Source organism: Salinibacter grassmerensis (assembly GCF_947077765.1).
GTDB lineage: Bacteria > Bacteroidota > Rhodothermia > Rhodothermales > Salinibacteraceae > Salinibacter > Salinibacter grassmerensis.
The window spans coordinates 173,761-200,056 of the sequence record NZ_CAMTTF010000004.1; the positions used below are offsets into that span (position 1 = coordinate 173,761).

Genomic DNA, 26,296 nt, shown 5'->3' on the forward strand with positions numbered 1-26,296 from the left:
TGCAGGTTCCAAAAAAGCGGTAGTTATAGGGGTTGCAAATTCACTACCTTGCACTGTTTCGCAACAGCATAAAGCGTTGACAGACAACGGGTAAGGTCGGGTGTAAAAGAGCCCTCACAGATTCAAAATCCGTTGTCCTTTCCTGGACGTGAGGGTTCAAGTCCCTCCTCGGGCACCACCTCACCAGGGCTGGGGAGCCCTCTTGAACGCCGCTTGGAGGGAAGTAACAGAGGTTTCTTGTCTATCTTTCTCCTGTTCTACCTTTCTCCCCTCCCTCTCGTCTCCGGCCAGATGGTAGTAAAGATCGAGCTAATCGGTCGTAAATCCGGCGAACTGGCTCCGTATCTCCGTGTAGCCCGGGAGAGCTAAATCACGCTCTCCGGCAACCACAAATCGGGGTCGCTATGAGTTCGCTCTACCAGAAACGGGGCATCTTCTACTACCAAGGCGAGGACGAAGACGGGAACCGCATCTAGAAGTCTTTGCGCACTCGGGATGAGGCTGGGGCGAAGGAGAAGAAAGCGAAGTTGGACGAGCGGTTTTCGTCGGATTTCCCTTTCACTCTCTCTAAGCTCATTGAGGACTATTTGGAGCACCGCCGCCGGAAGCGGGACCGAGATGAGCTGTCGGGTCGGACGGTCGGTTCTGACGAGTATGTTCTTCCCCTCTTCCTCAGTTGGGTTGAGGGCAAGTACGGAACGGTCTTCTCCGACGAGGTAGGCGAAGTCAACTTCTCAGCTTTCAGAGAAAAGCGGCTGAAAAACGTCTCCCCCACAACTGTCGGCAAAGATCTGCGCCACATCCAGTCGTTCTTCTCTCATCTCCGCCGGAAAGAGGTTCTTTCAAGAGGCCCGCTTACGCCTCGGCGAAATGGCAATGATGAAGTGGCGACGAGGTCTCGAGGATGTGAGCACGGGACACGCCCGGAACTACGTCTATCTTGCGCCTAAAGAGCAGACGCTCACGACTAAGTTCAAGCGGAAGTTGCGAGCAATCCCCGTCGGATAAATTTGGGATATTTTTGAACGTATGAAGGCGCAGAAATATCCTTCAGATACTTTCGTCTTCTCTTCTCCTGTGACTGACAGTCACCTCACCACTTCCACTCTCTGCCACCTGGAAGGACGAAGTGAAGAGGGTTGACGAACTCTCTCGCCCGTATACCTCCCCCTCCATTCGCCACCGGGCCGTGACGCATCTGCTTCGGCAGGGCGTCCCCGTCTACAAGGTCGGCAAAATCGTCGGGCACAGCTCGGAAAAAATCACGGAGCGCTACTCACACTTCATTCCCGGCGACCTGGAAGACGCAATGAGCCTTCTGGAATAGGGTTTGACAAAACAGAGGTCACGCGAAGGTTCGTCTTTCGGATCGTGCGTTTCGGATTTTTACCTCCAATAGAGTGTACGACATGCCGTTTGCCGGAGTCATTCAGGAGCTGGAAGAAAAAGGGTTCGGCGTGAAAGTCGTTGACGGTGGTATCATTGCCCGTCTCGGTTCTCGCAAGCCGAGCCGTCATGAGTTGGTCAATGCGGTACCCAGGCTCGAAAACTTCCTCATGGAGACGGTTGGAGAAGGTGTGTTCATTTCGTCTTGGGAAGAACAGTTCTCGGTCTGAGCAGGCACGAGGAGCCGATCAAAAGCGATGTGCGCTGTTGTCTTGGTCACTGTGGAGTCTTCGAGGGTGGAAAATGGCAGTGAGCCCTCCAGTCCCTCGTCTATTTAGAGCTGGAAATAACCGCTCGTCTCACTTCCCTACCCTGTTTCCAAACTTCTCGGCGAGGTCGGAAAGCACCTTCTCGGCGGCTTCGGAGAGTTCGTGGTCGTCGGTCTGCTCTCCCATGTCCTCATCTGTTTCCTCCTCTTTCTCTTCGTCCTTGTGGACTGGTGAAAGCGTCCACACGCTCTCGTCGGGATAGTCCAACTCTTCGGAGCGCTCACGGGCGTTCATGCGGGAGCATGCCTGGGACCAGGAGCACGGCGGGTACGTCGATGCCCTGCACCGGGACGGGTCTGTGAAGAGCCCCACAAGGACTTCTCCTCCCAGTTGGCTCCTCTCTCCGGCTACCTGCTGTACCTCTATTCCGCAGCCCGCACCCCCACGTACCTTCGCGAGGCGGAGCGGATCATGGACCTGACCCTCACCCACATGCAGGACGACCGTGGGTGGATTCTGGAGCGCTTCGCAGCGGACTGGACGTTTCGTCCAGACGACCCGAAGAACAGCCACATCAACGTGGGCCACAACGCGGAGGTGGCCTGGCTGCTGCTCCGGCTCCACGCCCTCACCGGCAAGGAGCGGTACCGGCGCAAGGGGCTGGCACTCACGGACAAGCTTCTGAGAACAGCCTTCCGCGACGAGACCGGCGCGTGGCGCCACGAGCTCCGGCGCACCGACCCGGCCCGGCACCCCGACACGGCGGTCTGGTGGGTGCAGGCGCACGGCAACATGCTCCAGCTCTATGCCTACTGCGCCACCGGGGCCGACCGCTACCTGGACGCCTTCCGAAAGGGCGCCCGGTTTTGGATGGACGCGTTCGTGGACGCCGACCACGGCGGCACTGTGCTCCGCACGACCCTCGACGGAACGGTGGTGGACGGCGAAAAGGCCGTGCGCACCAAAACCTCGTACCACGCCGTCGAGCACGCCCTGCTGGCGTCGCTCTACCTGGACCTGTGGGCCAGGGGGGCGGCCACGACGCTTCACTACCGCCTCGACTCCGTACAGGACCTCTCTCTTTCTCCGCCTCTTGTCGAAGACACGCCCCGGATCGAACGTGTGCTCGTAGACGGTACCCCGCGTCCCCGAACCGCCTTCCCCGATGGGACAGTGCGCCTCCCGGACACCCTCACCGCCCCGGTTCGTCTTCAAATTGACCTGAGTAGCCCCTCATTCCCATGATCCGTTGGCGTCCTTCCGGAACAGTGGCCCCGGGAGGTGACCCCTCCCGTCCGGTTAGAACGGCACCGAGAGGCTGACGCGCACGTCCCGCCCCGGCGACAGGGCGTACCCCTTGTACGTGTCCAGGAAGTCGCGGTACGTGGTGTCGAACGCGTTGCGTACCTCAACGCGAAGGATAGGCGTCACGCCCAGACCAAGCGCGAACCGGCTTTCCGCGGACGCGTCAACGGTCGTGTAGGCCTTCGTGGACGCCGTCCCGAACGGCGGGTTGGGGCCCCCCTCAAGGTCGTCGAACTGCGAAAACGGTTCAAACCGACCAGCCGCGTCCTTGTCAAAGCCGCGCTTCAGGTCTACCTCGATCCGCGGACTGCGGAGCAGCCCGGGGCCGTCGGGCGTGACGTGGACAAAGCCCTGTACGTTGTTGGCCGGGAGCAGCGGCAGGTCCCCATCGGCCCCGTTGGGGCCGAGGCCGTCGCCGCTGCCGCCGAGGACGGTCGCCTGCCCGCCTACGTGCAACCAGGGCCGCAACTGCGCCTCCACCTTCGCCTCTATCCCAGGGATGACGGCATCGGTCTGGTTCGCCTCGTAAATCGGGGGCCCATTTCCCTGCGGTCCGCGATTATCGCCTGTGTTCTCCAGGTAGATGTAATCGTTGATGGCGTTCACGTACCCGGTAAGCTCGGCGGTCAGCCGGTCGCGTCGCACCCGCACCGACACGTCGGCGCTGTAGGCGCGCTCCGGGTCGAGGCTCGGCGTGCCCCGCTGGAACGCCGCAACCCCGCCGTGGACGCCATTGGCGTACAGCTCAAAGATACTGGGTGCCCGAAAGCCGCTGCTCAGATTGGTCGCTACGGCCACGCCGTCGGCCACCTTCACGTTCGCCCCGACGGCGCCGGACAAGGTCAGGTAGTCGTTCTCCAGCGCGTCCGGGTCGTCTGTGTTCTGGTTCGGCTCCGCGTCGATGGTGCGGACGTCGCCCCGAACGCCCGCGTTGAAGGTCCAGGGGGCGAGGTCGATCTCCTCAAATACGAAGAGTCCCACGTTCCAGGTGTCGGCGGTTGGCTGCAGCTCCGCCGAGCCCCGCGTGTTCGCGTCCTGGAGCTGGACCTCCGCGCCGAGCGTGCCGCTCACAGGTCCGACCTTCGGGTGGGCCACCTCCAGGCGCCCGGTGTAAATGTCGGTCTTTAGGTCGAGGGGATAATCAAAGTCCCCAAACCCCCCGTTGTCGTCGATGAAGTCGAGCGTCTGAGTGCCATTGTCATTTCCCGATTGACGAATCGAGGTCTGGACGCTCAGGCGGGGCCGGACCACGAAGCCGTCGGCCACGAGGTTGGCCTTCGCCACCAGATTCCCATGCTCCAGGTTTTGGCCAAGGCCGTTTGCGTTCTCCGCTCCCGGGCCTCCTGTGGGAAGCAGGAAGTTATGCCGGTTGATCCAGTAGTCCCCGTAGACCTGCACAGTCCCGAAGTCCCCCTGCGTGCCGACCTGCGCGTAGCCGTTCCACTGCTCGAAGTTCGTGAACGGGACCTCGTCGGTGTACTTCGGATCTCCGAAGGTGCCGCCGTTGCTCGTGTCGAAGAAGGTGTCCTCGTCGGGCGCGGTGTAGTTGCCGGCAACGCGCCGCTCGAAGCCGACACGGACGCCCACCGGGCCGCGGGCGCCCTGGAGATCCAGTCCCACGGCGCGCTCGTTGTTGTTCGTGAAGTACTGAGAGCGAAATGTGCCCCCGAGTCGGGTCGCGTCCACGTCGGCGGTGGGGGCGTCCTTGGTGAGCACGTTGATCGCGCCGCCGAGGGCGTCGGAGCCGTACTGGATGCTGCTGGGGCCGCGCACCACCTCAATGCGCTCGGCCTCGTTCGTGGAGGTGGAGGGGAAGTGGCGCACCCCAAACTGGTAGTACTCCTGGGCGATGCCGTCTTTCAACAGGCGGATGCGGTTGCCCGAGAGGCCGCGCAGCACAGGCTTGCCCGCCTGCGAACCCGTCTGGATGGAGGAGACGCCCGCAACGTTGCCGGAGAGCACGCCGCCGAGCGACGCGCTGCCCTCGGTGTCAAGGTCCTCGGCGCCCAACACGCTGACGCTCTGGGGCGTGGTCAGCGTGCTTCGGGCCCGCGCCGTGCCGGTGACGGTCACCCCGTCCGTCTCCAGCACGCGCTCCTTGAGCGACACGTTGATTTCGCGGGTCGCGCCGGCCTGGAGGGTGACCTCCCGGATGGCCGTCTGGTAGCCGACGAATCGAATTTCGAGGGTGTGGTCGCCGGGCGGAAGCCCGTCGAGCGTGTACTGGCCGTCGGGGCCAGCGGTGGTGCCCCGCTGGAACGCCACGTCGGCAATCTGGGCGCCGGGCAGGGGCGCCCCGTCCGCGTCCGTGACGGTGCCGGTCACGGTGCTGCGGGTGGACTGGGCCTCGGCGGTGGGGATGAGGAGGCAGGTGAGAAGGGAAAGAACAACGAGGATACGGGTCGACATAAAGCGAGACAAACGGATGCAACGGAGCAAACAGATCGGGGCCGTCCATCAGGGACGGACGAGGGGCGACAAGAGGAGACCTGCCCGTTGCAGTCGCGGCGACTTGCGGCATGCACGCACATCGGTTCCACGCGCCGGGTTTGCTGCCGACCAGAACGGACGCCGGGTCGATGCGGACGACACGTGTACACGCAGGGCATCCGTAGCGTCCGGAGGGCGGACGGTGCCGGACGCACCGGGACTACGCTAGACGGGCCTCGGAGAGAGAGGGAGGCCCGCGGATGAACGGATCGGCCACCACGGGGGCGACGGCCGCCTGCGACCGAACCTCGACGGCCAGGGTCCCGACTGTGCGCGGGGCCGTGGACGGCGGCGGGGTCGGCGTCACCACCAGAAGCCGGGTGGCACAGAGGTCACACTCCGGCACAACACGACCGTCGGTCGTGTCCGTCCAGAGGGGGCCCTCCGCGGCGTGCACGTCCGCCGGGTGACAAGACGATTCCGCCTGATTGCTCCGTTGCGCCGCCCCGTGCTGCACGAGGTGTACGGTCGGCCCAACGACCCCGCCCGTGGCGAACGCCACGAGCAGTAGCCCGACCAGAATGCGGCGGCGTCCCTGCATGGGAAGACGGAGAGTTGTTGGGGTTCTTCGTCCCTATTGTCGAGCGCCGACCCTGGTTCCTCGGTTGAAAACGACCACACATGCACATTCATTCACACGACTTACTCTCACAGGGCCACCGGGGCAGGCCCTCCGGATCGATACTCTCAGCGCCGTTGACTACATTGGTGCTTGAATCATCGGTCTTCCAGCCGCCGCCCGTCATGCCTGGATCGGTCGTCCGTGTCGTCGACGTGTACCCGTACCGCGACTCGTCCGTGAACCCTGAGTTTTTGCTGCTCCGCCGCGCCCCCGGCACGCAGTACGCCGGGCAGTGGCGCATGGTGGGGGGCAAAATCGAACCCGGAGAGGCGGCGTGGGAGACGGCCCACCGCGAGGTCACTGAGGAAACCAGCCACGCCCCCAATCGGCTCTGGACGGTCCCCTCGGTCAACGCGTTCTACGAGTGGCAGGACGACCGCATCAATCTAATTCCGGCCTTCGCCGCGGCCCTGCCCGCCGACCCGGTGCTCGACGAGGAGCACGACGCGTTCGCCTGGCTGCCGGCCGAAGAGGCCGTCGACCGGCTGACCTGGCCCGAGCAGCAGCGCCTCCTCCGCCTGGCCGACCAGACGCTCCGAGCCGGCATTCCGCCGCGCCTGGTCGTGCAGGCGGCCCCCGAATAACCGCTCCGTTTCCCAGACGGTCGTCCCCGTGCCTCGGTCGCCCCGCGTCCCCGCTGGGCTCTGCCTGGAACGCCCACTCCGGGTCCGGGGACGTGACCCAACAAGGTGGTGCACACGAACCACAGGCGCAGGACAGGCGTCAGGACGTTCACCGAGCGGGTGGGGGGGCCACCGCCCAGCTGCGCCGTCGGTAGCCGTGGGCACGCCGGCTCCGTCATCCGTCCCCACCAGGACCCGCCTCCGCCGCGGACGGGACGAACCACCCCTCCCGCAGCGCCAGGAAGCCGAGCAGGTTGTTAACGGCATGGGCGAGCACCGGGGCCCACAGCGAGCCCGTGACGGTGAAGAGCCCGCCCAGCAGCCCGCCCATCCCGGCGGCGTACAGACCATAGGGGACGGCGTCGCGTCCCCACACGTGGGCCGCCCCAAAGAGCAGGCTGGCCCCCACGAGGCCCATCTCGGCCTGCAGCCAGCCTCGGAAGAGCACCTCCTCCCCGATTCCCGACGCGAGCGCCAGCAGCACGAGACTCAGGGTTCGCACACCGCGTAGTTGAGGACGCAGCGTGCGCACGAGGGGGCGGTAGATGGTGCGGTACAACGGGTTGCGCGTCCCTCCGGACCGAAGCAGCATCAGGTGGAGCACCACGAGCGCACATCCCGCCAGCACACCCCATAAAACGGCATCGGGCGCCCACCGGAGCTGTGCACCCCAGTCAATGCCCCGCCACAGTCCTGCGCCCCACCCGCCCAGGCCCAGGGCGACCTCGGACAGGAGGCCCATCCACACGAAGGCAGTCGCCCTCCGCTTCTGAGCATTGGGGATTGGCTCAGACGCGTTCTCCATGGCATTGAGAGGGCTCGATCGCGTTCCAGTGTGTTGCGTCGCCGCAGGCTCGGTGGTACGTTGGAACAGCTCGGGCCCGTTCCCGGAGTGTGGACCCGCTCTTCCGCCAACCGCCAACCCCTTGCGCCCTCCATGCCCGCCTTGTCCCGCCTCGCGTGCCTCTTCGCCGTCGCCCTGCTTGCCGGCTGCGCCGGAACCGATTCGTTGGCTCCTTCCTCGCCCAGCGGGGCACAGACGGAGTACGACGCGGCCACGCGGGAGAACATGCGCGAGGGCACCTACAACGACGCCTTCACGTCGAGCTACGAGCCGCTTCCGGCTACGCCCACACTCATCCAGAACGCCACCGTCATGACAGCCGCGGGCCGGACGATCGAGAACGGCGACCTGTTGATGCGGAGTCGCCAGATCGACACGCTCGGCACCGACCTGCCGGTCCCCGACGATGCGCGGGTGGTGGACGGCAGCGGCATGTACGTGACGCCGGGCCTCATCGACAGCCACTCGCACCTGGGCGTGTCCGCCACGCCGGAGGTGGGCCCGCACTACGACAACAACGAGGTGGGCATGGCCACGCCCCAGCTCTGGATGGAGCACGGCGTGTGGCCCCAGGGCCCCGGCTTTGCGCGGGCCCTGGCCGGCGGCACCACCACGGCCCTCCTCCTGCCCGGCAGCGGCGACCTGATCGAGGGGCGCGGCTTCACCGCCAAGCTCCTCCCCGCCCGCACGCCGCAGGACATGAAGTTTCCCGACGCGCCCGGCACCCTCAAGATGGCGTGCGGCGAAAACCCGAAGGGCGGCTCCAATTTTCCCACCACCCGCATGGGCACGGCCGCCGGGTTCCGAAGCACGTTCCTCGACGCCCGAAACTACCGCGAACAGTGGGACGCGTGGCTGGCCGACCCGACCGGTGCGCCGCCAGAGCGCAACCTCGGGATGGAGACACTAGCACAGGTGCTGCGCGGCGACATGCTGGTGCAGGTGCACTGCTACCGCGCCGATGACATGACCACGATCATGGAGATTGCGCAGGAGTTTGACTTCGATGTTCGGTCGTTCCACCACGCCGTGGAGGCCTACAAAATCCGCGACCTGCTGGCCGAGCGGGACATCTCGGCCTCCATGTGGTCGAACTGGTGGGGCTTCAAGATGGAGGCGTTCGACGGCATCCCGCAGAACGTGCCGCTGGTGCACGAGGCCGGGGCCCGCGCCATCGTCCACTCCGACGACGACCTCGAAATCCAGCGCCTCCACCACGAGGCCGCGAAGGCGCTGCGGGCAGGACGCGAGGCGGGACTCGACATCTCGCGCAACGAGGCGCTCCGCTGGATCACCGCCCACCCGGCCTGGGCCCTCGGCATCCACGACCGCGTGGGGACGCTGGAGCCCGGCAAGAACGCCGACGTGGTGCTCTGGTCCGGCGACCCGTTCAGCGTCTACACGAAGGCCCGGCGGGTATGGATGGACGGCGCCCTCGTCTACGACCGCACCGACCCTGAGCGCCAGCCGCGCTCCGACTTTGAACTGGGCGGGCCCCGCACCGAGAACTGACGCCCGGCTTTCCGCCTCCGCCGCCCTGTTTGCCCCAACGCCCGTTCCCCATGCGCATTTTCCGCTCCGTCCTGCTCGCCCTTCTGCTTCTCGCCGGCCTCGCCGTTCCGGCCGCGGCCCAACCCACCGCCCTCGTGGGCGGCACGGTGCACCCCGTGAGCGGCCCCGCGATCGAGGACGGCGTCGTGCTTCTGCGCGGCGACACGATCGCGGCGGTCGGCCTCCGCGGCGACGTGTCGATTCCCGCCGACGCCCGGCGGATCGACGCCTCCGGGGAGGTGGTGACGCCGGGCCTCATGGACGCGGCCACGGCCACCGGCCTCATCGAGGTGAGCGCGGTGGGCGAGACCCGCGACAACGCCCTCAACACCGACGACGCCATCCGTGCCGCCTTCCGCGTGACGGACGGCATCAATCCCAACTCGGTGGTCGTCCCCGTCACGCGCCTCGGGGGCGTCACGACCGTTGCCTCCACCCCGTCCGGCGGGGCTGTGGCCGGGCAGGGGGCGGTGATTGACCTGCACGGCGAAACCATCGACGAGATGCTGGTGCGCGACCGGGCGGCCCTCTACGCCGCGTTCACGCCAGAAGCAGCTGAGGCGACCGGAGCAGCGCGCGGCGGCCTCGCCATGCGGCTCCGCGAGGCGTTCGAGGACGCCCGGTTCTACGCCGAGAACAGGGACAACTATCGGCGCGGGGCCACACGCGACCTCTCGATGTCGCGACTCGACCTGGAGGCGATGGCGGCAGTGCTCGACGGCGAACGGCCGCTCGTGGTGCGCGCCGCCCGCGCCAGCGACATCGACGCGGCCCTGCGCATCGCGGAGGCGTTTGGCATCGATCTGCGCATCGAGGGCGGCGAGGAGGCCTGGATGCGGGCCGACCGCCTGGCCGCGGCCGACGTGCCCGTCGTCGTGAAGGCGCTCAACAACCTGCCGACGGCGTTCGACCGCCTGGGCACGCGGTTCGACAACGCCGCCCGGCTGGCCGAGGCCGGCGTGTCAGTGGTGATTTCGTCATTCGACACCCACAACGCCCGCAATCTGCGGCTGGAGGCGGGCAACGCCGTCCGGTTCGGTCTGGACCGCGACGCGGCGCTCCGGGCCGTCACCCTCGCCCCGGCCCGGATGCTGGACGTGGCCGACACCCACGGCTCGCTGGAGGCCGGCAAGACGGCCAACGTCGTCGTGTGGTCGGGCGACCCGTTCGAGCCCCTCACGAGCGTCGAGCACGTCTTCATCGGCGGCACGGAGATGCCCGACGACTCGCGCCAGAAGCGGCTCCTGCGGCGCTACGAGGACCTGGGCGAGTGGCCGCCGGGCTACGACGACGGGTCGTAGCGAAAACGCCCACCGGCCCCGGGCACGGGAAAATGCTTGCTCCAGTCTACGCCGAGAGGATGACCGCGTCCGACCAGCCGTTCACTTGCTCGCGTCGTCACTTCCGCTCGAAGAAAGCGAACGGCTCTACCGACCGCGTCGAGAAACGGCAACCGTCCAGGTTCAAGGGCAGCAGTGGTTATGCCGCAGTCTCTTCTACCGGCGATACGGTCAGTCCCTTCCAGATCATCCCGCCGATGCCTCCCCACCCAGAACCAGGCCTTGAGCGCCCTGGTCTTTCTCCACGAACAGGTGCCGAGCACAGAGCTTGGCGAGATTGGACCGATCGACCGGGCCGACGAGCCCAAGCGTCCCCCCACGGTGCTCTCCCCCGAGGAGGTGCGTCACCTGTTCGACGCCATGTCGGCAGGCCCGAATCGCCTGGTCGCTCATCTCCTGTAGGGCCGAAGGTCATCCCGCGGATGGGAGCGGACTTCGATTGTCGGAAGCGCTCCGGCTCCGGGTGAAGGAACTCGACGTTGACTCGGACCGCATCCACGTGCGGGACGGCAAGGGCGGCAAAGACCGGTCGACGGTGCTGCCCGAGCGCCTCCACGGTCCGCTCCGGCGGCACCTGAAAAAGGGGAAGGCCCAGTACGAGGCGGACTACGCCGAGGGCGTGGGCAGCATCTACCTGCCGGACGCCCTCGCGGAAAAGTCCCCCAATTCCGCGACGGAGTGGCGATGGCAATATGTCTTCCCGTCCACCCGGCTCTCGGAGGACCCGCGCAGCGGCACCGTCCGCCGCCACCACCGCTTCACCTCATCGGTGCAGCGGGCCGTCAAGACGGCCGCCGACGCGGCGGCCATCGAGAAGCACGCCCCCTGTCACACCGTGTGCCCTAGGCGAAGCGAGGAAGTAGTTTTAGACTGCGGCATTCGTTTACTCCGCTTCGCTTCGTGAACCTCCCTGCGGTCGGGTTGGCCACGCATCTGCTGCAAGACAGCACCGATGGGCGCACCATCCAGACGCTGCTGGATTACGAGCAGCTGCGCACCACCATGCAGTTCATCCACGTCCTGGAGCAGAGCGGCGACGGGGTCCCTCGCCCGCTCGACATCTCTCTCAAATCGCCTCTCGCCCGCCGGTCGCTCCGGCCCGTCGCCCTCACACCATGTAGTCGTCCGTGGGCACGTCGAGGAAGTCCATGAGCCAGTCGAGGGCCCAGGTCTGGTTGTCCTCGCCGCTCCACTCATAGCCGGCCTGCACCTCGTCGGCCACCTCGGGCCAGTCGACGGTCCAGTCCTTATATACGTGGAAGGAGAACTGGCTCACGTCGGTCTCGAAGTAGACGCAGCCCTCGTCGGGGTCGTAGATGGAGGTGGCGGTATCGTCCGCACGGGCCTGCTTGGCGGCCCACGCCACGAGCGGGACCTTGAAGCGGTAGTCCATCTCGTGGACCCGCTTGGCCTCGCTGTTGAGGTAGTTGGCAAGGACGACGCTCCCGTCCCCGTGCTCGATGGCCGCCTCCGCGGCGTCACGGGTCGAGGGGTCGGCGTCGATCTTGTCGAGGGCCGCCTCGATCAGGGGCCACACCTCCACAGGCTCGGAGTCATTGGCGGCGTCTTCTTCGCGGGGAATCGTGACGGTACAGCGGTCAAGGTCCACGGGCGGTACGGGATTGGTGAACGAAATCAGGCGCGTCGGTCCGATAATGGGAGTCCGACAAGTGTCCGTAATATGCACGCCGGGCTCAAAAGATCGCGCCGGCGGACCCGGGACCTCGCCCTCACTCGATCGGGCCGACCTCTCCACTTCCCACCGTACTCGTGGAGACGGAGGGCTCTCCGCGGTAGTGGACGTCCCCGGAGCCGAAGATGGAGGCGTCCAGTTCGTCGGTCACGTGCACCTCCGCGTCCCCGGACCCGGCAATGCTTGCCTCCATCATCCGCGTTTCCAGGTCCGTGGCCTGCAGATCGCCCGACCCGGCGATGTCGACGGTGAGGGCGTCCGTCTGCCCCCCGAGCATTGTCGTTCCCGAACCGGCCACCTGTACCTCCAGCTCGTCGGCGTTCACGTCCAGGCGCGTGCGGCCCGACCCCGCGACGGTGAGTTCGAACGTCTCCCCCTCAATCTGATTCTCGCCGACAATCTCGCCCGCCCCCGCCAGCGACACGGACTCGATCGTCGGCGCGGTCACGTAGATGTCCACCGTCCCGTCGTAGGACTCGTCGTCGCCGAAGAGGCCGCCGAACAGGCCGTCGTCCTCATCGGCCGGAAGTTCGAGCGTCCCGTCGTCGACCTCGATTTCGAACTGGTCGAGGACGGCCTGCGGGGCCTCGACCTCGACGGACCGTTCGGGGCCCTGCCGCAGGTAAAGGGTCCCGGGCGCCCGAAACCCAACGGCGGTGAACGCCTCTACCGAGCGGGCCTCACGGGTGCTCTCTTGGGCAGAGGCGACGTGGAGGGGCAGAGCAAGGAGGACAGCGAGCAGCGCGGTACGCAACACAGACGTTGGTTGGGGCATGGTGCGGCGGACGGATTGGTGACAGAATGCACGAACGCCTACAAGGCATCTTCATCACGGCCGGCCGCGCGCCAGTGTTACACCGTCCTCTCTACCGCGATTTCCGCACCTCAGCGGGGACGTCACAGGCTTGTCGCCGGGTGTCCGTGAGCTGGAGGATCCGCCAGCCGTTGGGCCCCTGCACCAATTGCACCGTGTTGACACCACAGTACGACCGCTCGTCACCGAGGTAGAAGACGTACGGCACCCAGGCGCTCGCAAGTGGCCCGTTCACCCGAACCTCCACGTCCCAGGTGCGCTCGTCCCATACGCGCTCGTGGGGCTGGCCGACCGACTCGACGAATGTGTCGACTGGGGTTTCGCTCACGCCGGCCGTGTCACTCGGACCTACCGCGGTGTACAGGCGAGCCTCGTCGTGGAAAACGGCCCGGACCGCGGTGCTGTCCCCGGCCCGCATCCCGTCGAAAAGGGCGTCGATGGTAGCGCGGATGGCCTGCTCCGTGGGGGCAGGGTCCTCTTCGGGCTGGGCCGACGCGACCGGGCCCAGAAGACTTGCCACGAAGAGGAGCGCCAGGCAGCGACGCATCATGGGGCGGTGGAGGCTGCTATTCGGCGCGGCGCATCGACAGCTCCGCGAGGAGATCCGTATCGGGATCGATCGTAACGGACGACGGCGCCCGTGGACAGTTGACGCGCGACTGTGCCTCCCGGCCCCGCATGAAAAGCGTCGTGGTGCGGGGAGAAGACGCTTCGAGGGCCACCTGCACCGGCACCTCAAACGGCCGCTCGGCCTGGGTTTGGCGCAGCGTCACCACACACTCGCCCGCGGCGGCGTCGTGGCGCCAGGTCCCCTCGATCACCGGGTGCCCCGGGCGGCGCGTCCACTGGTCGAAGAAGGCCTCCAGATTCTGCCCCGAGACATCCTCCATCACGGCCCGGAAGTCGCGGGTGCTCGCATTGCCGTCCCGGTAGCGCTCGTAGTAGGTCCGCAGGCCCGTCCAAAAGGTGTCGGTGCCCACCTCGCGACGGAGCATGTGCAGTACCCAGCCCCCCTTCTGGTAGGGATTCGCGTTGAGGAGCTCGTTCGGATCGCTGTAGGTCGTGTCCACAAGGGGCGTGTCCGGATTTGCGTCGTGGAACTGCACGACCTGCCGCCGTGCAGCGGTCATGTATCGCGTCAGGGCCGCCTCCCCCCGGGCGTGCTCCAGGTACAGGCCCGTCAGGTACGTGGCGAAGCCCTCACTGAGCCAGAGGTGCGGCCAGTCCGCCTCGGTGACGGTATTCCCGTACCACTGATGCGCAATCTCGTGGGCCAGCAACGAGGTGTCGTCCTCGCCGTCGGCGACCGCCGTCTCGCTATAGAAGATGGAGGCCGCGTTCTCCATGCCCCCGTACCGCGTGGTGGACTGCACGTTGGCGAGCTTCTCGTACGGGTACGGCCCCAGGTTCTCTTCAAAGAATCGGAGGATGGGCGGCGCCTGTCCCAGGTCCTTGAGGCCCGGCCCCCGATCCTCCGGGTAGACCCAGCTCTGCACCGGCACCCCGTCGACGGTGCCGGCCGTCTCGACCGCAAAGTCGGCCACGCCGATCACCATCACCTTCGGCGGTAGCGGCACGTCGGTCCGCCAGTGCGTGTGGCGCGTGGTGCCCGCCACGGAATCGGCCACGAGCGCACCGTTGCTCACGACCTCGTACCGAGCGGGCGCCGCCACCCGAAACTCGACGGTCGCCTTGTCGGACAGGTGGTCCACCACCGGCAGCCAGTGGCGCGCCCGGTTCGGCCAGTTGTCGCCGAAGAAGGTGCGGTCGCCGTGCTGGTTGGTGCCGATGATGAGGCCGTCGTCCGGCACGCCCGCATATTGAATGCGGAGCGTGCGCGTCTGGCCCGCCGCGAGGTCGGGCGGCCGGATGCGGAGGACATCGTCGGCGTGGCGGTAGGACACGGCCTGTCCCGCCTCGGCCACCGACTGTACGCGCATTCCCGTGTCGCCGTCCGACGACCGGCCAATCAGGTCGAGCCGCACGGCTGTGAGCGTGTCGGTGTCGATGCGGACCTGCACCGTGGCCGTGCCCTCGATCCGGTCCGTGGTGTCGGACAGGGCGAGGGCAAAGTCGTAGTCCTGCACGTCGATGCCGGGCTGGGGCTGTGCGGCAGGGCCCGGGGCCGGCTGGGCGCAGGCCCCGCGGCCCCCTAGCAGAACGCCTCCTCCGACCATCGCCAAAAGGACCCAGCGCCACATGGATAGCTCAACAGTCATGATTCAGGCCTCCACAGGGAGCTTAGTTTCCAGAGCGAACCTCGATCTCGCGGGTCGTGTCGTTGAATGGACCCGGCACAACATTGCCGTCGCTTCCGATGAGCTGGAGGGTCACCTCGTAGGTGCCGGCCTCCAGTCCCGTCACGAACGCCGGGGCCCACTCGGTCAGCGTCGTCGACGCGACCTCGCTGCCCTCCGCGTCCCGAATGGTGTAGCGGGCCTGATAGGCATCTTCGCCCAGCTCCACGTTGTGCAGGTAGAAGTCGAGCATGATCCGGTCGGCGCCGTCGCCGCTGTAGGTTCCCTTCGGGCGGCTGTAGATGATGGACGGCTCCCTTGGGCCCAACATGAACGCGCCGGACTCCTCCCCCACGTAGAAGTTGACGAGATCATACGCCTCCTTCCCTTTTACGCCCTCGTGGTACGACCGGCTCGGGAAGGCGACGAGGGTGTGCGCCCCCGATTCCAGATCGCCGAGGTCAAAGGGCGTGCCGGCCTCGTAGTTGGCCATGTAGGGCTGGTTGTCCACGATGATGTGGAAGTGCTGCCCGTTTCCGGAGTTGGCGAGTGCGTCGGCCCGCTCCGTGTCGGTCTGGATGCCCGGCTCAAAATTCTCGGCCTCGATCGTGACGTCCACGCCCGCACTGTCGACGACCGCACTGTCGGCCGGGGCCGTCGCGCGAGCCATGGCCCCGTCAATGGAGGGCGAGCGGTCGCCCGCCTGAATTTGCACGCCGTTGCCCCCCTCGCCCCCACAGCCGGCCAGGAGCAGGAGCGCGCCGCACACAAGGGCGAAGGCGGGAGCGAGGACAGGACGAGACTGGAGCATGGGGCGTTGGGACGTTGGTGAAGGCAGCACAGGAAAGAGACGGATCTGTGGCTTTTTAGAGTGCACGGTAAGAATAGGCAGCAGGGCCCCGCCTGTCAACGCGCCCCCCCCACAGCCCCGCCTCCTTCTTGGGCGCTTCGGTCGCCACCGCGCGTGCCTCCTCAGGCGTGCAGGCCCCACCACGTGACGAAGACGACCAGCCCGCCCACCAGGGCACTCGCCACGGCGTGAAGCCGGAGGCGATCGAGCAGGTGATGCTGTGCGTCAAACTCGCCCTCGGCCGTCTCGCCCTCGGTCAGTCCGGCGGCCTCCGACACTTCGCCCCCCATTTCACACCGTGGGAGGAAGTCGAGCGCGACGTGCAGGAAGACGCCCGTCGCCACGCCGAAGACGAGGGCGTGCACGATGTCGCTGCCGGGCGGGGACACGAACCCGACCGGAACCGCCGCGGCGGCCACGGCGGCCGCCGGCACCAGGAGCACCGAGACGGACCGGCCGGCGCGGTACAGCCGGCGCGCTGCCGCGTAGCCCGCCGGCGCCTTGTGCGACACGATGGCGAGGCCGAGCGCAGGGCCCAGGGCCGGCATCGTTGCGTAGACGGCCCCAATGACAAGCCCGGCGGCCAGCGAATGGGCCGTCAGCTCCAACGTCGTGGCGTCGAACGGAAGGTGGAGATGGGCTAGCTGATGCTGGGCCGCGTGCAGCAGGAACCCCACGAACACCCCCGCCGCGATTCCGAACCCGCCGACGACCGGATCATGCCCGATGGCACTCGGGATGAGGAAGGCCCCCGTGCTCGTAATCATGGCGCCGCTCGCCACCCCGTACCCCCACGCGAGCCGGCGTGCCTGCTGCTCACTCCCCGACCGGCCCATCGCCTCGGACCGTGCGCCCCACCAGGCGCCCCCCGCCATCGCGGCGAACGCCGTGGCCCCGATGGCGAACAGCTTCCAGAGCGACGCCGCCGTCGCGAGTCCCAGCGCAGCAACAAGGACCCCGGCCCCACCCCACCCGACCGGTGACATAGAGCGCGCAGGCGACGGCAGGGAGAAGGAGGACATTGCGCACCGAAGCAGGGGAAAGACAGCGAAGGGGGAGGACGGCCGTAACGACGCGAACGCCCTTTTGGGCTGGCGGAGATGGGCACGGAGGCCCGGACTGGTTCCCGGGGTCTCTTGACCCCTTCCACAGAGCCCAAACGACAAAACCCTCGATTCCGAAGGATCGGAACCGAGGGCTGGGCGGTCCGGACGGGACTCGAACCCGCGACCTCTGCCGTGACAGGGCAGCATTCTGAACCAACTGAACTACCGGACCGTCGATCTCAAAATTGCACATATGTCTAGAACTGAAACCCGGTTGGGTTCCGGGCACGAGAAATGTTCACACAGGTTCAACCCATCCCTCAATCTTGTGCGGTCCAACACGCGAGGTCTGAGGCTCCTTGAATTTCTCTCGGGACTGTGCGTTGCCCCGGAAACAATCGAAATTTAAAAGGTAACAGGCCTTGGTCCACTCACGCAAGGGTGGGGCCACGTGTCGTTCTCAAACGCATTGATCTTCTCAGACCGCCGACAGACCCGATAATGCCGACCTACACGTACCGCCGCGAAGATGGAAGCACCTTTGAGGTCGATCAGCCCATCACCGAAGACCCTCTCGACACGTGCCCGGAGACGGGGCAGGACGTGGAACGGATTATCACCGACAACCCCGGGGTCATCTTCAAGGGCGAGGGCTTCCACGTCAACGACTACGACGACCACGGGCCCAAGGAGAAGGCCCCGGACTCCGGCGATACGGACGAAGACGCCGAAGCGGAAGCGTCGTAGGCACCAGCGCAACCCAGTTTGAGGCCGTGTCCCCGTTGTCTCTCCAGAGCGCAGGGACCTACCTCTCCTCCAGCGTCTCGATCGAAAACCATTCCGCGTCCGGCTCTACCGTGATGGCCGGCTCCGGGCCCGCATCGTCCCACCCCTGATCCTCCACCGTCATGAGGGGCGTCAGCGTCATGTCCCGGTCCACCACGATCTGACAGGCGAGGCGCATCTCTCCGAACTGGCCGATGTCGGTAAGCTTGTCGTACTCGGCCTCGGTCATGACCTGAGGCTCCCCCTCCGCGAATTCTACCCGGCACGTCGTGCACTGGGACTCCCCCCCACAGCGGTGCCCCACCGCCGCCCCACAGTCCTCGATGGCCCGAACGAGCCGGGTGCCTTCTTCAACTTCGCAGGTGCCAAGGCCTTCAACTGTGAGCTCGTGCATAGAAGTTCGTTGCTGTTGGGGAGTGTGTAAGCCGAAGTACGGTCAAGTGGGCTTCTGAAGAGACGAATCCGAAACGAGTACGTCAAGTGGAGGCAGCAGGGCCCCCTCCCAATGAGAATCCCCGCCCCTGCGCTGGTTCGAAAGGACCCTCAATTCGTCTCTTCACGCTGGGCGCCCGACGTCGCCCGGTTGGGAAACGTTCTGGGATAAACCCGTAACGTGTGGCGTCTTCGGGCAACGAGGACCGGCCCCACCATTCACATTGGCGTCGGACTCTCACCGCTTTCTCTCCACCTTTGGCCCATGCCCCATCCCGTCGTACTGGTCAATGAGGACGACCGGCCGCTCGGCACCGCCGACAAGCTCGAGGCACACGCTGAGGGGTGGCTTCACCGCGCCTTTTCGGTGTTTGTTTTCGACCCCACCGGTCGACTCCTTCTCCAGCGACGAACCGGCGACAAGTACCATTCCGGCGGGCTCTGGTCGAACACCTGCTGCAGCCATCCCCGGCCCGAGGAGGCCCCGGTCGACGCGGCCCATCGCCGGCTGCCCGAGGAACTCGGCTTTACGGCCCCTCTGACGCCCGCCTTCCAGGACCGCTACGAGCTCTCCGTCGGGGACAACCTCGTGGAGCACGAACACAACCACGTGTTCATCGGCACAGCCGACGCGCCTCACATTCGCCCCAGCGCCGATGAGGTGGACGACTGGGCGTGGATCTCCCCATCCGCCCTGCGCGACGACGTGGTGGCCCGCCCCCACCGGTACACGGCGTGGTTTCGGCACCTTCTGCCGTCCGCCCTCGCGGCTGCCCCGTCCACATCCGGCGATCCGTCGGCGTCCGCCCCCACTGCATAGCCCGTCCGGCGGGCGGACCATCCGGAACTCTTGGCGACGGAAGCCCTCCGATGTGTCCTCAGCATTCTTTTCTCTTCACCACCTTCCTCTCGTGCCCGACGGTCGCCCCCCGTACCGACAGTACGCAGGCCTAGCCTTTGTCATCCTGACCTACGTCGGGGGCATCATCGGTTGGTCGTGCGCCGTCCAACAGGCCGAGCCCGCCTCCCCTCCCGAGAACTCGGCTCAAGTCCAGGCTGTCCCCTTTGGGAGCGAGCGCTGGGCCACTCCCCCTCCGGCCGCCGTCGATTCGGGGCCGCCCTGCGAACGCTCCTCCTCGTCCGGGCACGCTCCAGACCGTCGTTCCCTCTCTCGTCTCTCGTACGCCCCCACCAACCTCTGACCACCACCGATGGCTGGGCGGATATGGATGCTCGCACTGGTTCTGTGCATCGGTAGCGGCGGCCCTCTCGCCGTGGCCTCCACGGGCGCTCCCTGCGCCGTGTCGGATTCGACCCGGCACGCCGCATTCGACCGCCTGCTGGAGCGGTTCGTGGATTCTCAGGGCGACGTGGACTACGCGGCCCTGCAGACGCAGGCCGACACTGTGCTCGCCCCCTACCTCCGAACGCTGGCCGGCGCCCGCCCCTCCACACTGGACCGGGAGGGCCGCCTTGCCTTCTGGATCAACGCGTACAACGCCTACACGCTAAAGCTAATCGTCGACCACTTTCCGGTGGCGAGCATCCGGGACATTGACGGGCCGCCCGGCGGCGGCACCCCATTTGAGCGCCCCGTCGGCCCCGTCGCCGATACCGTCCGAACCCTCGACGAGATCGAGCACGAGATCATTCGCGTGCGGTTCGACGAGCCGCGCATCCACTTCGCGCTCGTCTGTGCCGCCAAGAGCTGTCCGCGCCTCCGCCGGGAGGCCTACACGGGCCCGCAGCTCGACGCACAGCTCGACGCACAGGCCCGCCGGTTTCTGAACCTGTCGTCCAAAAACCGCATTCCCGACGGCGACGGCACCATCGCGCTGTCTCGCATCCTGAAGTGGTACGGGGGGGACTTCGGGCCTACCCCAGCCGCCATCCAGCGGGCTCTCGCCCCCTTCTTCCAGGGGACGGTGCGCGACTCTTTGACGCAGGGCGCGTACACGATCCGCTACCGGCCGTACGACTGGACCCTGAACGACCCTTCCCTAGATCGGGGCGACGGGGATCCCGACATCGCCGCCGACTCCTGATCCCCCGGCCGGGACCGAACATTTTCCCGCCCCCCGGGTTTTTCGTTTCCACATGCCTGCCGGGAATTCTCCCCGCCCGCTCATTTCGTTCTGACCCTGTCCGATACGTATGGCCTACGAGAGGTACGAGCCGGTTATCGGCCTGGAGGTGCACGTCCAGCTCCAGACCAACGCCAAGATCTTCAGCCCCGACGCCACGGCATTTGGGGCCGCCCCCAACAGCCAGGTCGACCCCATCAGCCTCGGCCACCCGGGCACGCTGCCGGTGCTCAACGAAGCGGTGGTCAAGCATGCCCTGCGGCTCGGCGTGGCAACCCACTGCTCGATCGCGGACCGCTCGGCCTTCGCGCGCAAGCACTACTTCTATCCGGACCTGCCGAAGGGGTATCAGATCTCCCAGTACGACACGCCGATCTGCTACGACGGCTACCTGGAGGTCTTCCCTGGTGAGGAGGAAGACGCGTCCCCGTCCGCCCCGGACTCCCGACGTATCGGGCTGACGCGCATTCACATGGAGGAGGACGCGGGCAAGTCCGTGCACACCTCGTCCGGCCACACCACCCGACTCGACTACAACCGATGCGGGGTGCCGCTGCTGGAGATGGTGACCGAGCCGGACCTCCGCTCTCCACGGGAGGCGCACCTCTTCCTGCGGCGACTGCGGCAGCTGGTGCGCTACCTGGGCATCAGCGACGGCAACATGGAGGAGGGCTCCCTGCGCTGCGATGCGAACGTGAGCGTGCGCCCTCGGGGCCGCGAGGCCTTCGGGACGCGCACCGAGCTAAAGAACATGAACTCGATGCGCCACGTGGAGCAGGCGCTCGACTACGAGATTGCCCGCCAGATTGCCGCCGAGGAGCGGGGCGAGTCCATCACGCAGCAGACCCTGCTCTGGGACACAGACTCGGGCACGACGCGGCCCATGCGCTCGAAGGAGGAGGCCCACGACTACCGCTACCTGCCCGATCCGGACCTGGTGGAGGTACAGATCGAGGACGACATGATCGAAGAGGTCCGCGAGGGCCTTCCCGAGCTCCCGCGAGCCCGCCGTCGTCGGTTCGTCGAGGACGTGGGCCTGCCGGAGTACGACGCCGGGGTTCTGACTGAGGAGCGCGCCGTGGCCGACTACTTCGAGGATGCCCTGCGGCACCTCTACAAGCGCACCAAGGGGGGCGACACCGACGCACAGGCCAAGGCGGTCTCGAACTTCGTCATGACGGACGTGATGCGCGTGCTCAACGAGCGGGATCTCTCCGTCGGCGAGTTGGACGTGGGCCCGGAGCGTCTGGCCCAGCTCGTGTTCCTGCGCCTGGAGGACAAGGTGAATTCCAATGGCGCCCAGGAGGTCTTCGAGGCCATGCTCGACACCCCCGATAAGAGCGCGGGCCGCATCGCCGACGAACGGGACCTGATTCAGGTCACCGATCGCGGCGCGATTGCCCCCGTGGTGGAGGACGTCCTGGACGACAATCCAGACAAGGTGGCCACCTACCTCGGCGGCAAAGACGGCCTCCTCGGGTTCTTTATCGGCCAGGTGATGCAGCGCTTCGACGGCTCCCCCGATCCGGAGCTGGTCCGGTCGCTGCTTCGGGAAAAGCTCGATGCGCGGCGGGACACGGCGAATGTCGACGAGTAGCCGCTCCGATGATTTCCTACGGGTTCCCCCTTTCCAGTGCTGTCCCGTCGGGGCGGTGCGTCCTGGGTGCAGTTCTCCTCTTCGTTCTGGGCAGTGCCTGCCAGCCCCCCTCCTCCTCGGTCCAGAGCCACCTGACGGGCCAGATCATCGTCGACTCGTCGGCCGGCGCCCTCGACGCGTACCGCGACATTCGGCTCCTCGTGGTTCGGCCGGACGGGCGCCGCCTGGACACACTGGGCCACGCCCGGCCCGGCCCCGACGGCCACGTCCAGATGCCGATTTCTGCGCCGGAGCGGAGCGTCTACGCCCTGTCTCTCTGGGGGCGGGGCGGTCGCGAGCAACTCGCAAGCACGGAGTACGTGGTGGCCCCCGGCGACACCGCCACGCTTCGCGTTCGCCTTCCGCTCCAGGGCGAGGGGCTTCGTCCCGCGTCGCCGGAGAATCGGGCCCTGCAGGCGTACCGCAACGCCATGACGATGCACCAGCGCCTGCTCACACGCCGGCTCCGGAATGCCCCGCCCAGCGCCAACGTGCAGGTCCAGAACATCCGCCTCACCAGTAGCGTCCTGTGGGACCTCCGGGACCGCTACCCCGGCACCTTCGCCGCGGAGTTTGCCGCCGTCGAATCCCTCTCCCTGCTCGAGGGCTGGAACGACTCATTGGTGGCGGCCCGCGCCCAGCAGATCGGCACCGCCAGCCCGCGCTACGTCGACGCCGCCCACATCGCCCGGCGGGCCGAGGCCCGCCTCTACGGCCACCAGGCGGCGCTCACACTTCTCGACACCCTGGAGGTCCGGGCCGCCAATGCGCGGCAGCAGGCTGGGGTCCAGGCCGCCCGCATCCAGGCGTTCCTGGACAGCGCACAGGTGGAGGCGGCCCTCTCGGCGTCCCAGCGGCTTCGGGCCCGATTTCCGCGCACGTCCTGGGCCGAATGGGCCCGACGCACAGAATACGAGGCGGCCCGGCTGCGGCCGGGCATGACGGCGCCGAACCTGACGCTCCGGACCCTTCGCGGCGATACCCTCTCCCTCCGCTCCCTTCGGGGCCGGCCCGTCGTTCTCGAGTACTACCGGCCCGGACTCGACTTGTACGCCCTCCAGCGCCCCCTCCGGAACGCCCTGTACAATGCCACCCGGGCCGACTCCGTCGCGTTCATCTCCATCTCCACCGAGCCCGACACGCTCGTCAACCGCGCCTTTTTGCGAAACCGACCGCTTCCGGGCCGTCGGGCCATCGCCGCCGACGGGACGAGTGACCCGCTCGTCACCCGGTACAACGCCGTCCGCGTTCCCCGGTGGGTTCTCATCGACGACACGGGGGCAATCGTGGACTGCTACCGGGCGGGCGATTTCCCAGCCCTCCGGCAAAGCCTCGCCCAGCTCCTCCGGCCGGAGCCCTCGGCGGACGCCCCGCTGTCCCTTCCCTGACCGTTTCCGACGATCCTTCATGAAGTCAAAACGTGACGGCCTTGAAACAGGCCCCGCTGTCCGCGTACTTGGCTCGTGCCGGTTCACCGTTGGTCTCCCGCGATTGCCCCGCCCGTGCCATGCCGTCCGTTCTCTCCGGGACCCTTTCCTACATCAAGAACTTTCTGCGGGACCAGGATGTCGCGGCGATTGTGCCCTCCTCCTCGTTCCTGGTCCGGCGCGTCTGCAAGTGGATCGACTTCGAGGAGGACCAGGTCGTCGTCGAGTACGGCCCCGGGAACGGGGTCTTCAGCGAGTTCATCCTCGACCGCATGACGGCGGACTCGACCCTCCTCCTCGTCGAGAGCAATCCCGACTTCGTGGACATGCTCGAGGAGTGGACGGCCGACGACCCCCGGGCGCTCGTCGTGCAGGACCGGGCCGAGCACATCGTCGACATTCTCGACGAGCACGACATGGGGGCGGTCGACTACGTCGTGTCCGGAATCCCCTTTTCCTTCTTCGACGAGGATGAGCGGGAGGAACTGCTCGCCCGAACCCGGGACGTGCTCGCGGAAGACGGAAAGTTTCTCGTCTACCAGAACTACAACCACTTGGAAGCCCCGCTCCGCAAGCACTTCTCGGAGGTCACGAAGGAGTACGAGCTCCGCAACATCCCCCCGACGATGTTTGCCTACGAGGCGCGGAAGTAGGACGGCCCCTGCCCGACTCGATTTCCCCCACAACCTCACCCCGTCTATGCTGGTCGCTGGCAATTGGAAAATGAACACCGACGTCCCGGAAGGCCGGGCGCTCGCCGACGCCATCGCAGAGGACCTTTCGTCCGCGTCGTCCGATCTCGGCAATGTGGACGTCCTGGTCTGCCCCTCACACGTTCACCTGCCGGCCGTCCTCGACGCACTGGCGGACACCCCCGTCACGGTGGGGGCCCAGGACATGCACGCCGAGGACGAAGGGGCCTACACCGGCGACGTGTCCGCCCCCATGCTTACCTCAATCGGGTGTGACGCCGTCATTCTCGGCCACTCCGAGCGGCGCAAGTACTACGACGAGACCGACGCCGAGGTCAACGCAAAGGTGAAGCAGGCCCGCGCCCACGGCCTCGTGCCCATCGTGTGCGTCGGCGAGACGCTCGAGCAGCGGAAGGCGGGGGAGGCCGACACGGTCGTCCAGAACCAGGTGGACGGGGCGCTGTCGGGGGTGTCGATCGACGGCCCGGACGACCTCGTCGTGGCCTACGAACCGATCTGGGCGATCGGCACCGGCGAGTCGGCCGAGCCTGAGCAGGCGCAGGAGATGCACGCGGTGATCCGGGACGACCTGGCGGGGCGCTACGGCGGCGACGTGGCGGACGAGGTGCCGCTCCTCTACGGCGGCAGCATGAAGCCACACAACGCCTACGGCCTCCTCTCCCAGCCCGACATCGACGGTGGCCTCATCGGCAGCGCCAGCCTCGCGGCCGAGAGCTTTCTCGGGATCGCCGAGAAGGCCGTGGAGGTGTTGGCGGCATCCGAGGACTGACGCTTCCCGCCCATCGGGGCTTCGCCGTGGCCTGACGTAGCGACTGGACGCCCGTCCCCCAGTGGATTGGTTTGCACGCCGCCTTTCTAAATTCCTATACTTTCTATTGGGGGCGATGATCGCCCTGCGTCATCGACGTGGACGAAAACCTTTTCTCTTCTTATTATGTGATGTAATCCCTCGCCGTCCACGCCCGACCGAGGTCTTCCCCTTGTCGATTTGTCCCACAACCCTCCCAACCGACCCATGGCCCAAGCAACCCGCACCCCCATTGCCAAGCACCTCGGCGACGAAGCCGAAGACCTCCTCGACCACGAGTGTGAGACCATTCCGAAAGACCAGGTCTACCTTCCCGGCCCGGATTTCGTCGACCGCGTCTGGAAGGGCTCCGACCGCAGTCCTCAGGTCCTCCGGTCGATGCAGCAGATCTTCAACCACGGTCGCCTTGGCGGGTCTGGCTACATCTCCATCCTGCCCGTCGACCAGGGCATCGAGCACTCCGCCGGCGCCTCCTTCGCGCCGAACCCGATGTACTTCGACCCCGAAAACATCGTCAAGCTGGCGATCGAGGGCGGCTGCAACGCCGTGGCCACCACCTACGGCGTGCTCGGCTCCGTGGCGCGAGACTACGCCCACAAGATCCCCTTCATTCTCAAGATCAATCACAGCGAACTGCTCTCGTACCCGAACCGGTACGACCAGGTGCCGTACGCCCGCGTCGAAGACGCCTACGAGCAGGGCTGTGTCGGCGTCGGGGCCACGATCTACTGGGGCTCCGAAGAGTCGAACCGCCAGCTGCAGGAGATCTCGAAGATCTTCTCCCGGGCGCACGAGCTGGGCATGACCACCATCCTCTGGTGCTACGTGCGCAACAAGGAGTTCGTCCTGAACGGCTCCAACTACGAGGGCTCGGCCGACCTCACGGGCCAGGCCAACCACCTCGGGGCCACCATCGAGGCGGACATCATTAAGCAGAAGCAGCCGACCCTTACGGGCGGGTACCAGGCCGTGCGGGACCACAAGGACGACGGCTACGCGAAGGACCCGTCGCTCGTCGACGAGAAGCTGCTGACGGACCACCCGATCGACATGACCCGCTACCAGGTCGCCAACAACTACATGGGACGCTGCGGCCTGATCAACTCCGGCGGGTCCAGTGGCGAGAACGACCTGCAGCAGGTCGTCCGGACGGCCGTCATCAACAAGCGCGCCGGCGGGATGGGCCTCATCACGGGGCGCAAGTCGTTCCAGAAGCCGATGGAGGACGGCATCGAGATCCTGAACGCCATCCAGGACGTGTACCTCGACGACGACATCACGATTGCCTGAGCGCGTCGTCGTGCTGGGCGCTCCCTGCCATTTCGTACCAGGGACTACAG

Annotated in this window: 29 protein-coding genes and 1 tRNA gene; 18 read left to right on the forward strand and 12 right to left on the reverse strand. The window is 66.6% G+C overall.

Translation table 11 applies throughout. The features are described 5' to 3' along the window. Window positions 1–1,129: 1,129 nt before the first annotated feature. Both OJB03_RS10885 and OJB03_RS10890 read left to right on the forward strand, forming a co-directional pair. On the forward strand, window positions 1,130–1,327 hold the full coding sequence (locus OJB03_RS10885) for a tyrosine-type recombinase/integrase (protein ID WP_263787330.1): 198 nt from the start codon (window positions 1,130–1,132) through the stop codon (window positions 1,325–1,327). Window positions 1,328–1,409: 82 nt separating this feature from the next. Further along, window positions 1,410–1,616, forward strand: a complete 207-nt coding sequence (locus tag OJB03_RS10890) for a hypothetical protein (protein WP_263787332.1) — start codon at window positions 1,410–1,412, stop codon at window positions 1,614–1,616. Window positions 1,617–1,745: 129 nt separating this feature from the next. Here OJB03_RS10890 and OJB03_RS10895 read toward each other — a convergent pair whose 3' ends face one another. Continuing rightward, complete coding sequence (locus OJB03_RS10895) at window positions 1,746–1,922, reverse strand: hypothetical protein (RefSeq protein ID WP_263787334.1); 177 nt, start codon at window positions 1,920–1,922, stop codon at window positions 1,746–1,748. A 123-nt stretch (window positions 1,923–2,045) separates the two neighbouring features. Between OJB03_RS10895 and OJB03_RS10900 the strand changes: the two genes are divergently transcribed. Continuing rightward, complete coding sequence (locus tag OJB03_RS10900) at window positions 2,046–2,900, forward strand: AGE family epimerase/isomerase (RefSeq protein WP_263787335.1); 855 nt, start codon at window positions 2,046–2,048, stop codon at window positions 2,898–2,900. A 54-nt stretch (window positions 2,901–2,954) separates the two neighbouring features. Here the strand turns inward: OJB03_RS10900 and OJB03_RS10905 are convergent, their stop codons facing one another. After that, entirely contained in the window at window positions 2,955–5,369 is a 2,415-nt protein-coding gene (locus tag OJB03_RS10905; RefSeq protein WP_263787338.1) for a TonB-dependent receptor, read from the reverse strand. Window positions 5,370–5,610: 241 nt separating this feature from the next. Beyond that, window positions 5,611–5,991, reverse strand: coding sequence for a hypothetical protein (locus OJB03_RS10910; RefSeq protein ID WP_263787339.1), 381 nt, complete (start codon window positions 5,989–5,991; stop codon window positions 5,611–5,613). Between the two features lie 203 nt (window positions 5,992–6,194). Here OJB03_RS10910 and OJB03_RS10915 point away from each other — a divergent pair, with 203 nt between their 5' ends. Continuing rightward, a complete protein-coding gene (locus tag OJB03_RS10915) occupies window positions 6,195–6,656 on the forward strand; it encodes an NUDIX hydrolase (RefSeq protein ID WP_263787340.1) in 462 nt (153 codons plus the stop codon). Window positions 6,657–6,870: 214 nt separating this feature from the next. Here OJB03_RS10915 and OJB03_RS10920 read toward each other — a convergent pair whose 3' ends face one another. Then, window positions 6,871–7,500 (reverse strand): CPBP family intramembrane glutamic endopeptidase, encoded by a 630-nt coding sequence (locus tag OJB03_RS10920; protein ID WP_263787341.1) that lies wholly within the window; start codon window positions 7,498–7,500, stop codon window positions 6,871–6,873. A 132-nt stretch (window positions 7,501–7,632) separates the two neighbouring features. Here OJB03_RS10920 and OJB03_RS10925 point away from each other — a divergent pair, with 132 nt between their 5' ends. The 5 genes from OJB03_RS10925 (at window position 7,633) to OJB03_RS10945 (ending at window position 11,582) form a co-directional block, all read left to right on the forward strand. Then, window positions 7,633–9,051, forward strand: a complete 1,419-nt coding sequence (locus tag OJB03_RS10925; protein ID WP_263787343.1) for an amidohydrolase — start codon at window positions 7,633–7,635, stop codon at window positions 9,049–9,051. A 50-nt stretch (window positions 9,052–9,101) separates the two neighbouring features. Further along, on the forward strand, window positions 9,102–10,391 hold the full coding sequence (locus tag OJB03_RS10930; RefSeq protein WP_263787345.1) for an amidohydrolase family protein: 1,290 nt from the start codon (window positions 9,102–9,104) through the stop codon (window positions 10,389–10,391). A gap of 261 nt (window positions 10,392–10,652) precedes the next feature. Beyond that, a complete protein-coding gene (locus OJB03_RS10935; RefSeq protein WP_263787347.1) occupies window positions 10,653–10,832 on the forward strand; it encodes a hypothetical protein in 180 nt (59 codons plus the stop codon). Between the two features lie 61 nt (window positions 10,833–10,893). Then, on the forward strand, window positions 10,894–11,334 hold the full coding sequence (locus OJB03_RS10940; protein ID WP_263787349.1) for a site-specific integrase: 441 nt from the start codon (window positions 10,894–10,896) through the stop codon (window positions 11,332–11,334). Beyond that, the gene (locus OJB03_RS10945; RefSeq protein ID WP_263787351.1) at window positions 11,331–11,582 is read left to right on the forward strand and encodes a hypothetical protein; all 252 of its coding nucleotides are present in this window, start codon (window positions 11,331–11,333) and stop codon (window positions 11,580–11,582) included. Before OJB03_RS10940 ends, OJB03_RS10945 begins: the two co-directional genes overlap by 4 nt. Here the strand turns inward: OJB03_RS10945 and OJB03_RS10950 are convergent. From OJB03_RS10950 to OJB03_RS10980, 7 genes are all read right to left on the reverse strand, one after another. Next, complete coding sequence (locus tag OJB03_RS10950) at window positions 11,539–12,039, reverse strand: hypothetical protein (protein ID WP_263787353.1); 501 nt, start codon at window positions 12,037–12,039, stop codon at window positions 11,539–11,541. The two genes, OJB03_RS10945 and OJB03_RS10950, sit on opposite strands and share 44 nt — an antisense overlap. A 121-nt stretch (window positions 12,040–12,160) precedes the next feature. Further along, window positions 12,161–12,898 carry a head GIN domain-containing protein gene (locus OJB03_RS10955; protein ID WP_263787355.1) on the reverse strand — a complete coding sequence of 246 codons (738 nt, stop codon included), beginning with the start codon at window positions 12,896–12,898 and terminating at the stop codon, window positions 12,161–12,163. Window positions 12,899–12,989: 91 nt separating this feature from the next. Next, entirely contained in the window at window positions 12,990–13,487 is a 498-nt protein-coding gene (locus tag OJB03_RS10960) for a nuclear transport factor 2 family protein (protein ID WP_263787357.1), read from the reverse strand. Window positions 13,488–13,503: 16 nt separating this feature from the next. Then, complete coding sequence (locus OJB03_RS10965) at window positions 13,504–15,156, reverse strand: M1 family metallopeptidase (protein ID WP_263787359.1); 1,653 nt, start codon at window positions 15,154–15,156, stop codon at window positions 13,504–13,506. Between the two features lie 22 nt (window positions 15,157–15,178). Next, window positions 15,179–15,985, reverse strand: a complete 807-nt coding sequence (locus tag OJB03_RS10970; RefSeq protein ID WP_263787361.1) for a hypothetical protein — start codon at window positions 15,983–15,985, stop codon at window positions 15,179–15,181. Between the two features lie 161 nt (window positions 15,986–16,146). Continuing rightward, a complete protein-coding gene (locus OJB03_RS10975; RefSeq protein ID WP_263787362.1) occupies window positions 16,147–17,046 on the reverse strand; it encodes a ZIP family metal transporter in 900 nt (299 codons plus the stop codon). A gap of 181 nt (window positions 17,047–17,227) precedes the next feature. Then, window positions 17,228–17,302: transfer RNA gene (locus OJB03_RS10980), tRNA-Asp, on the reverse strand. Between the two features lie 269 nt (window positions 17,303–17,571). Here OJB03_RS10980 and OJB03_RS10985 point away from each other — a divergent pair. Then, window positions 17,572–17,817 (forward strand): FmdB family zinc ribbon protein, encoded by a 246-nt coding sequence (locus tag OJB03_RS10985; protein WP_263787364.1) that lies wholly within the window; start codon window positions 17,572–17,574, stop codon window positions 17,815–17,817. A gap of 58 nt (window positions 17,818–17,875) precedes the next feature. Here the strand turns inward: OJB03_RS10985 and OJB03_RS10990 are convergent, their stop codons facing one another. Beyond that, window positions 17,876–18,250: a (2Fe-2S)-binding protein gene (locus tag OJB03_RS10990; RefSeq protein ID WP_263787366.1), complete on the reverse strand. Its 375-nt coding sequence runs from the start codon at window positions 18,248–18,250 to the stop codon at window positions 17,876–17,878. Between the two features lie 303 nt (window positions 18,251–18,553). Here OJB03_RS10990 and idi point away from each other — a divergent pair, with 303 nt between their 5' ends. The 8 genes from idi (at window position 18,554) to OJB03_RS11030 (ending at window position 26,246) form a co-directional block, all read left to right on the forward strand. Further along, window positions 18,554–19,108 carry an isopentenyl-diphosphate Delta-isomerase gene (gene idi, locus OJB03_RS10995; protein ID WP_263787368.1) on the forward strand — a complete coding sequence of 185 codons (555 nt, stop codon included), beginning with the start codon at window positions 18,554–18,556 and terminating at the stop codon, window positions 19,106–19,108. A gap of 91 nt (window positions 19,109–19,199) precedes the next feature. After that, the gene (locus OJB03_RS11000; RefSeq protein WP_263787371.1) at window positions 19,200–19,490 is read left to right on the forward strand and encodes a hypothetical protein; all 291 of its coding nucleotides are present in this window, start codon (window positions 19,200–19,202) and stop codon (window positions 19,488–19,490) included. Between the two features lie 9 nt (window positions 19,491–19,499). After that, the gene (locus OJB03_RS11005; protein ID WP_263787373.1) at window positions 19,500–20,333 is read left to right on the forward strand and encodes a DUF547 domain-containing protein; all 834 of its coding nucleotides are present in this window, start codon (window positions 19,500–19,502) and stop codon (window positions 20,331–20,333) included. Between the two features lie 109 nt (window positions 20,334–20,442). Next, a complete protein-coding gene (gene gatB, locus OJB03_RS11010) occupies window positions 20,443–21,969 on the forward strand; it encodes an Asp-tRNA(Asn)/Glu-tRNA(Gln) amidotransferase subunit GatB (protein ID WP_263787376.1) in 1,527 nt (508 codons plus the stop codon). A gap of 8 nt (window positions 21,970–21,977) precedes the next feature. Further along, window positions 21,978–23,396, forward strand: coding sequence for a TlpA family protein disulfide reductase (locus OJB03_RS11015; RefSeq protein WP_263787378.1), 1,419 nt, complete (start codon window positions 21,978–21,980; stop codon window positions 23,394–23,396). A gap of 119 nt (window positions 23,397–23,515) precedes the next feature. After that, window positions 23,516–24,088, forward strand: coding sequence for a class I SAM-dependent methyltransferase (locus OJB03_RS11020; protein WP_263787380.1), 573 nt, complete (start codon window positions 23,516–23,518; stop codon window positions 24,086–24,088). Between the two features lie 46 nt (window positions 24,089–24,134). After that, window positions 24,135–24,917 carry a triose-phosphate isomerase gene (gene tpiA / locus OJB03_RS11025; protein WP_263787382.1) on the forward strand — a complete coding sequence of 261 codons (783 nt, stop codon included), beginning with the start codon at window positions 24,135–24,137 and terminating at the stop codon, window positions 24,915–24,917. A gap of 246 nt (window positions 24,918–25,163) precedes the next feature. Then, window positions 25,164–26,246 carry a class I fructose-bisphosphate aldolase gene (locus OJB03_RS11030; RefSeq protein ID WP_263787384.1) on the forward strand — a complete coding sequence of 361 codons (1,083 nt, stop codon included), beginning with the start codon at window positions 25,164–25,166 and terminating at the stop codon, window positions 26,244–26,246. The last annotated feature ends 50 nt before the right edge of the window (window positions 26,247–26,296 follow it).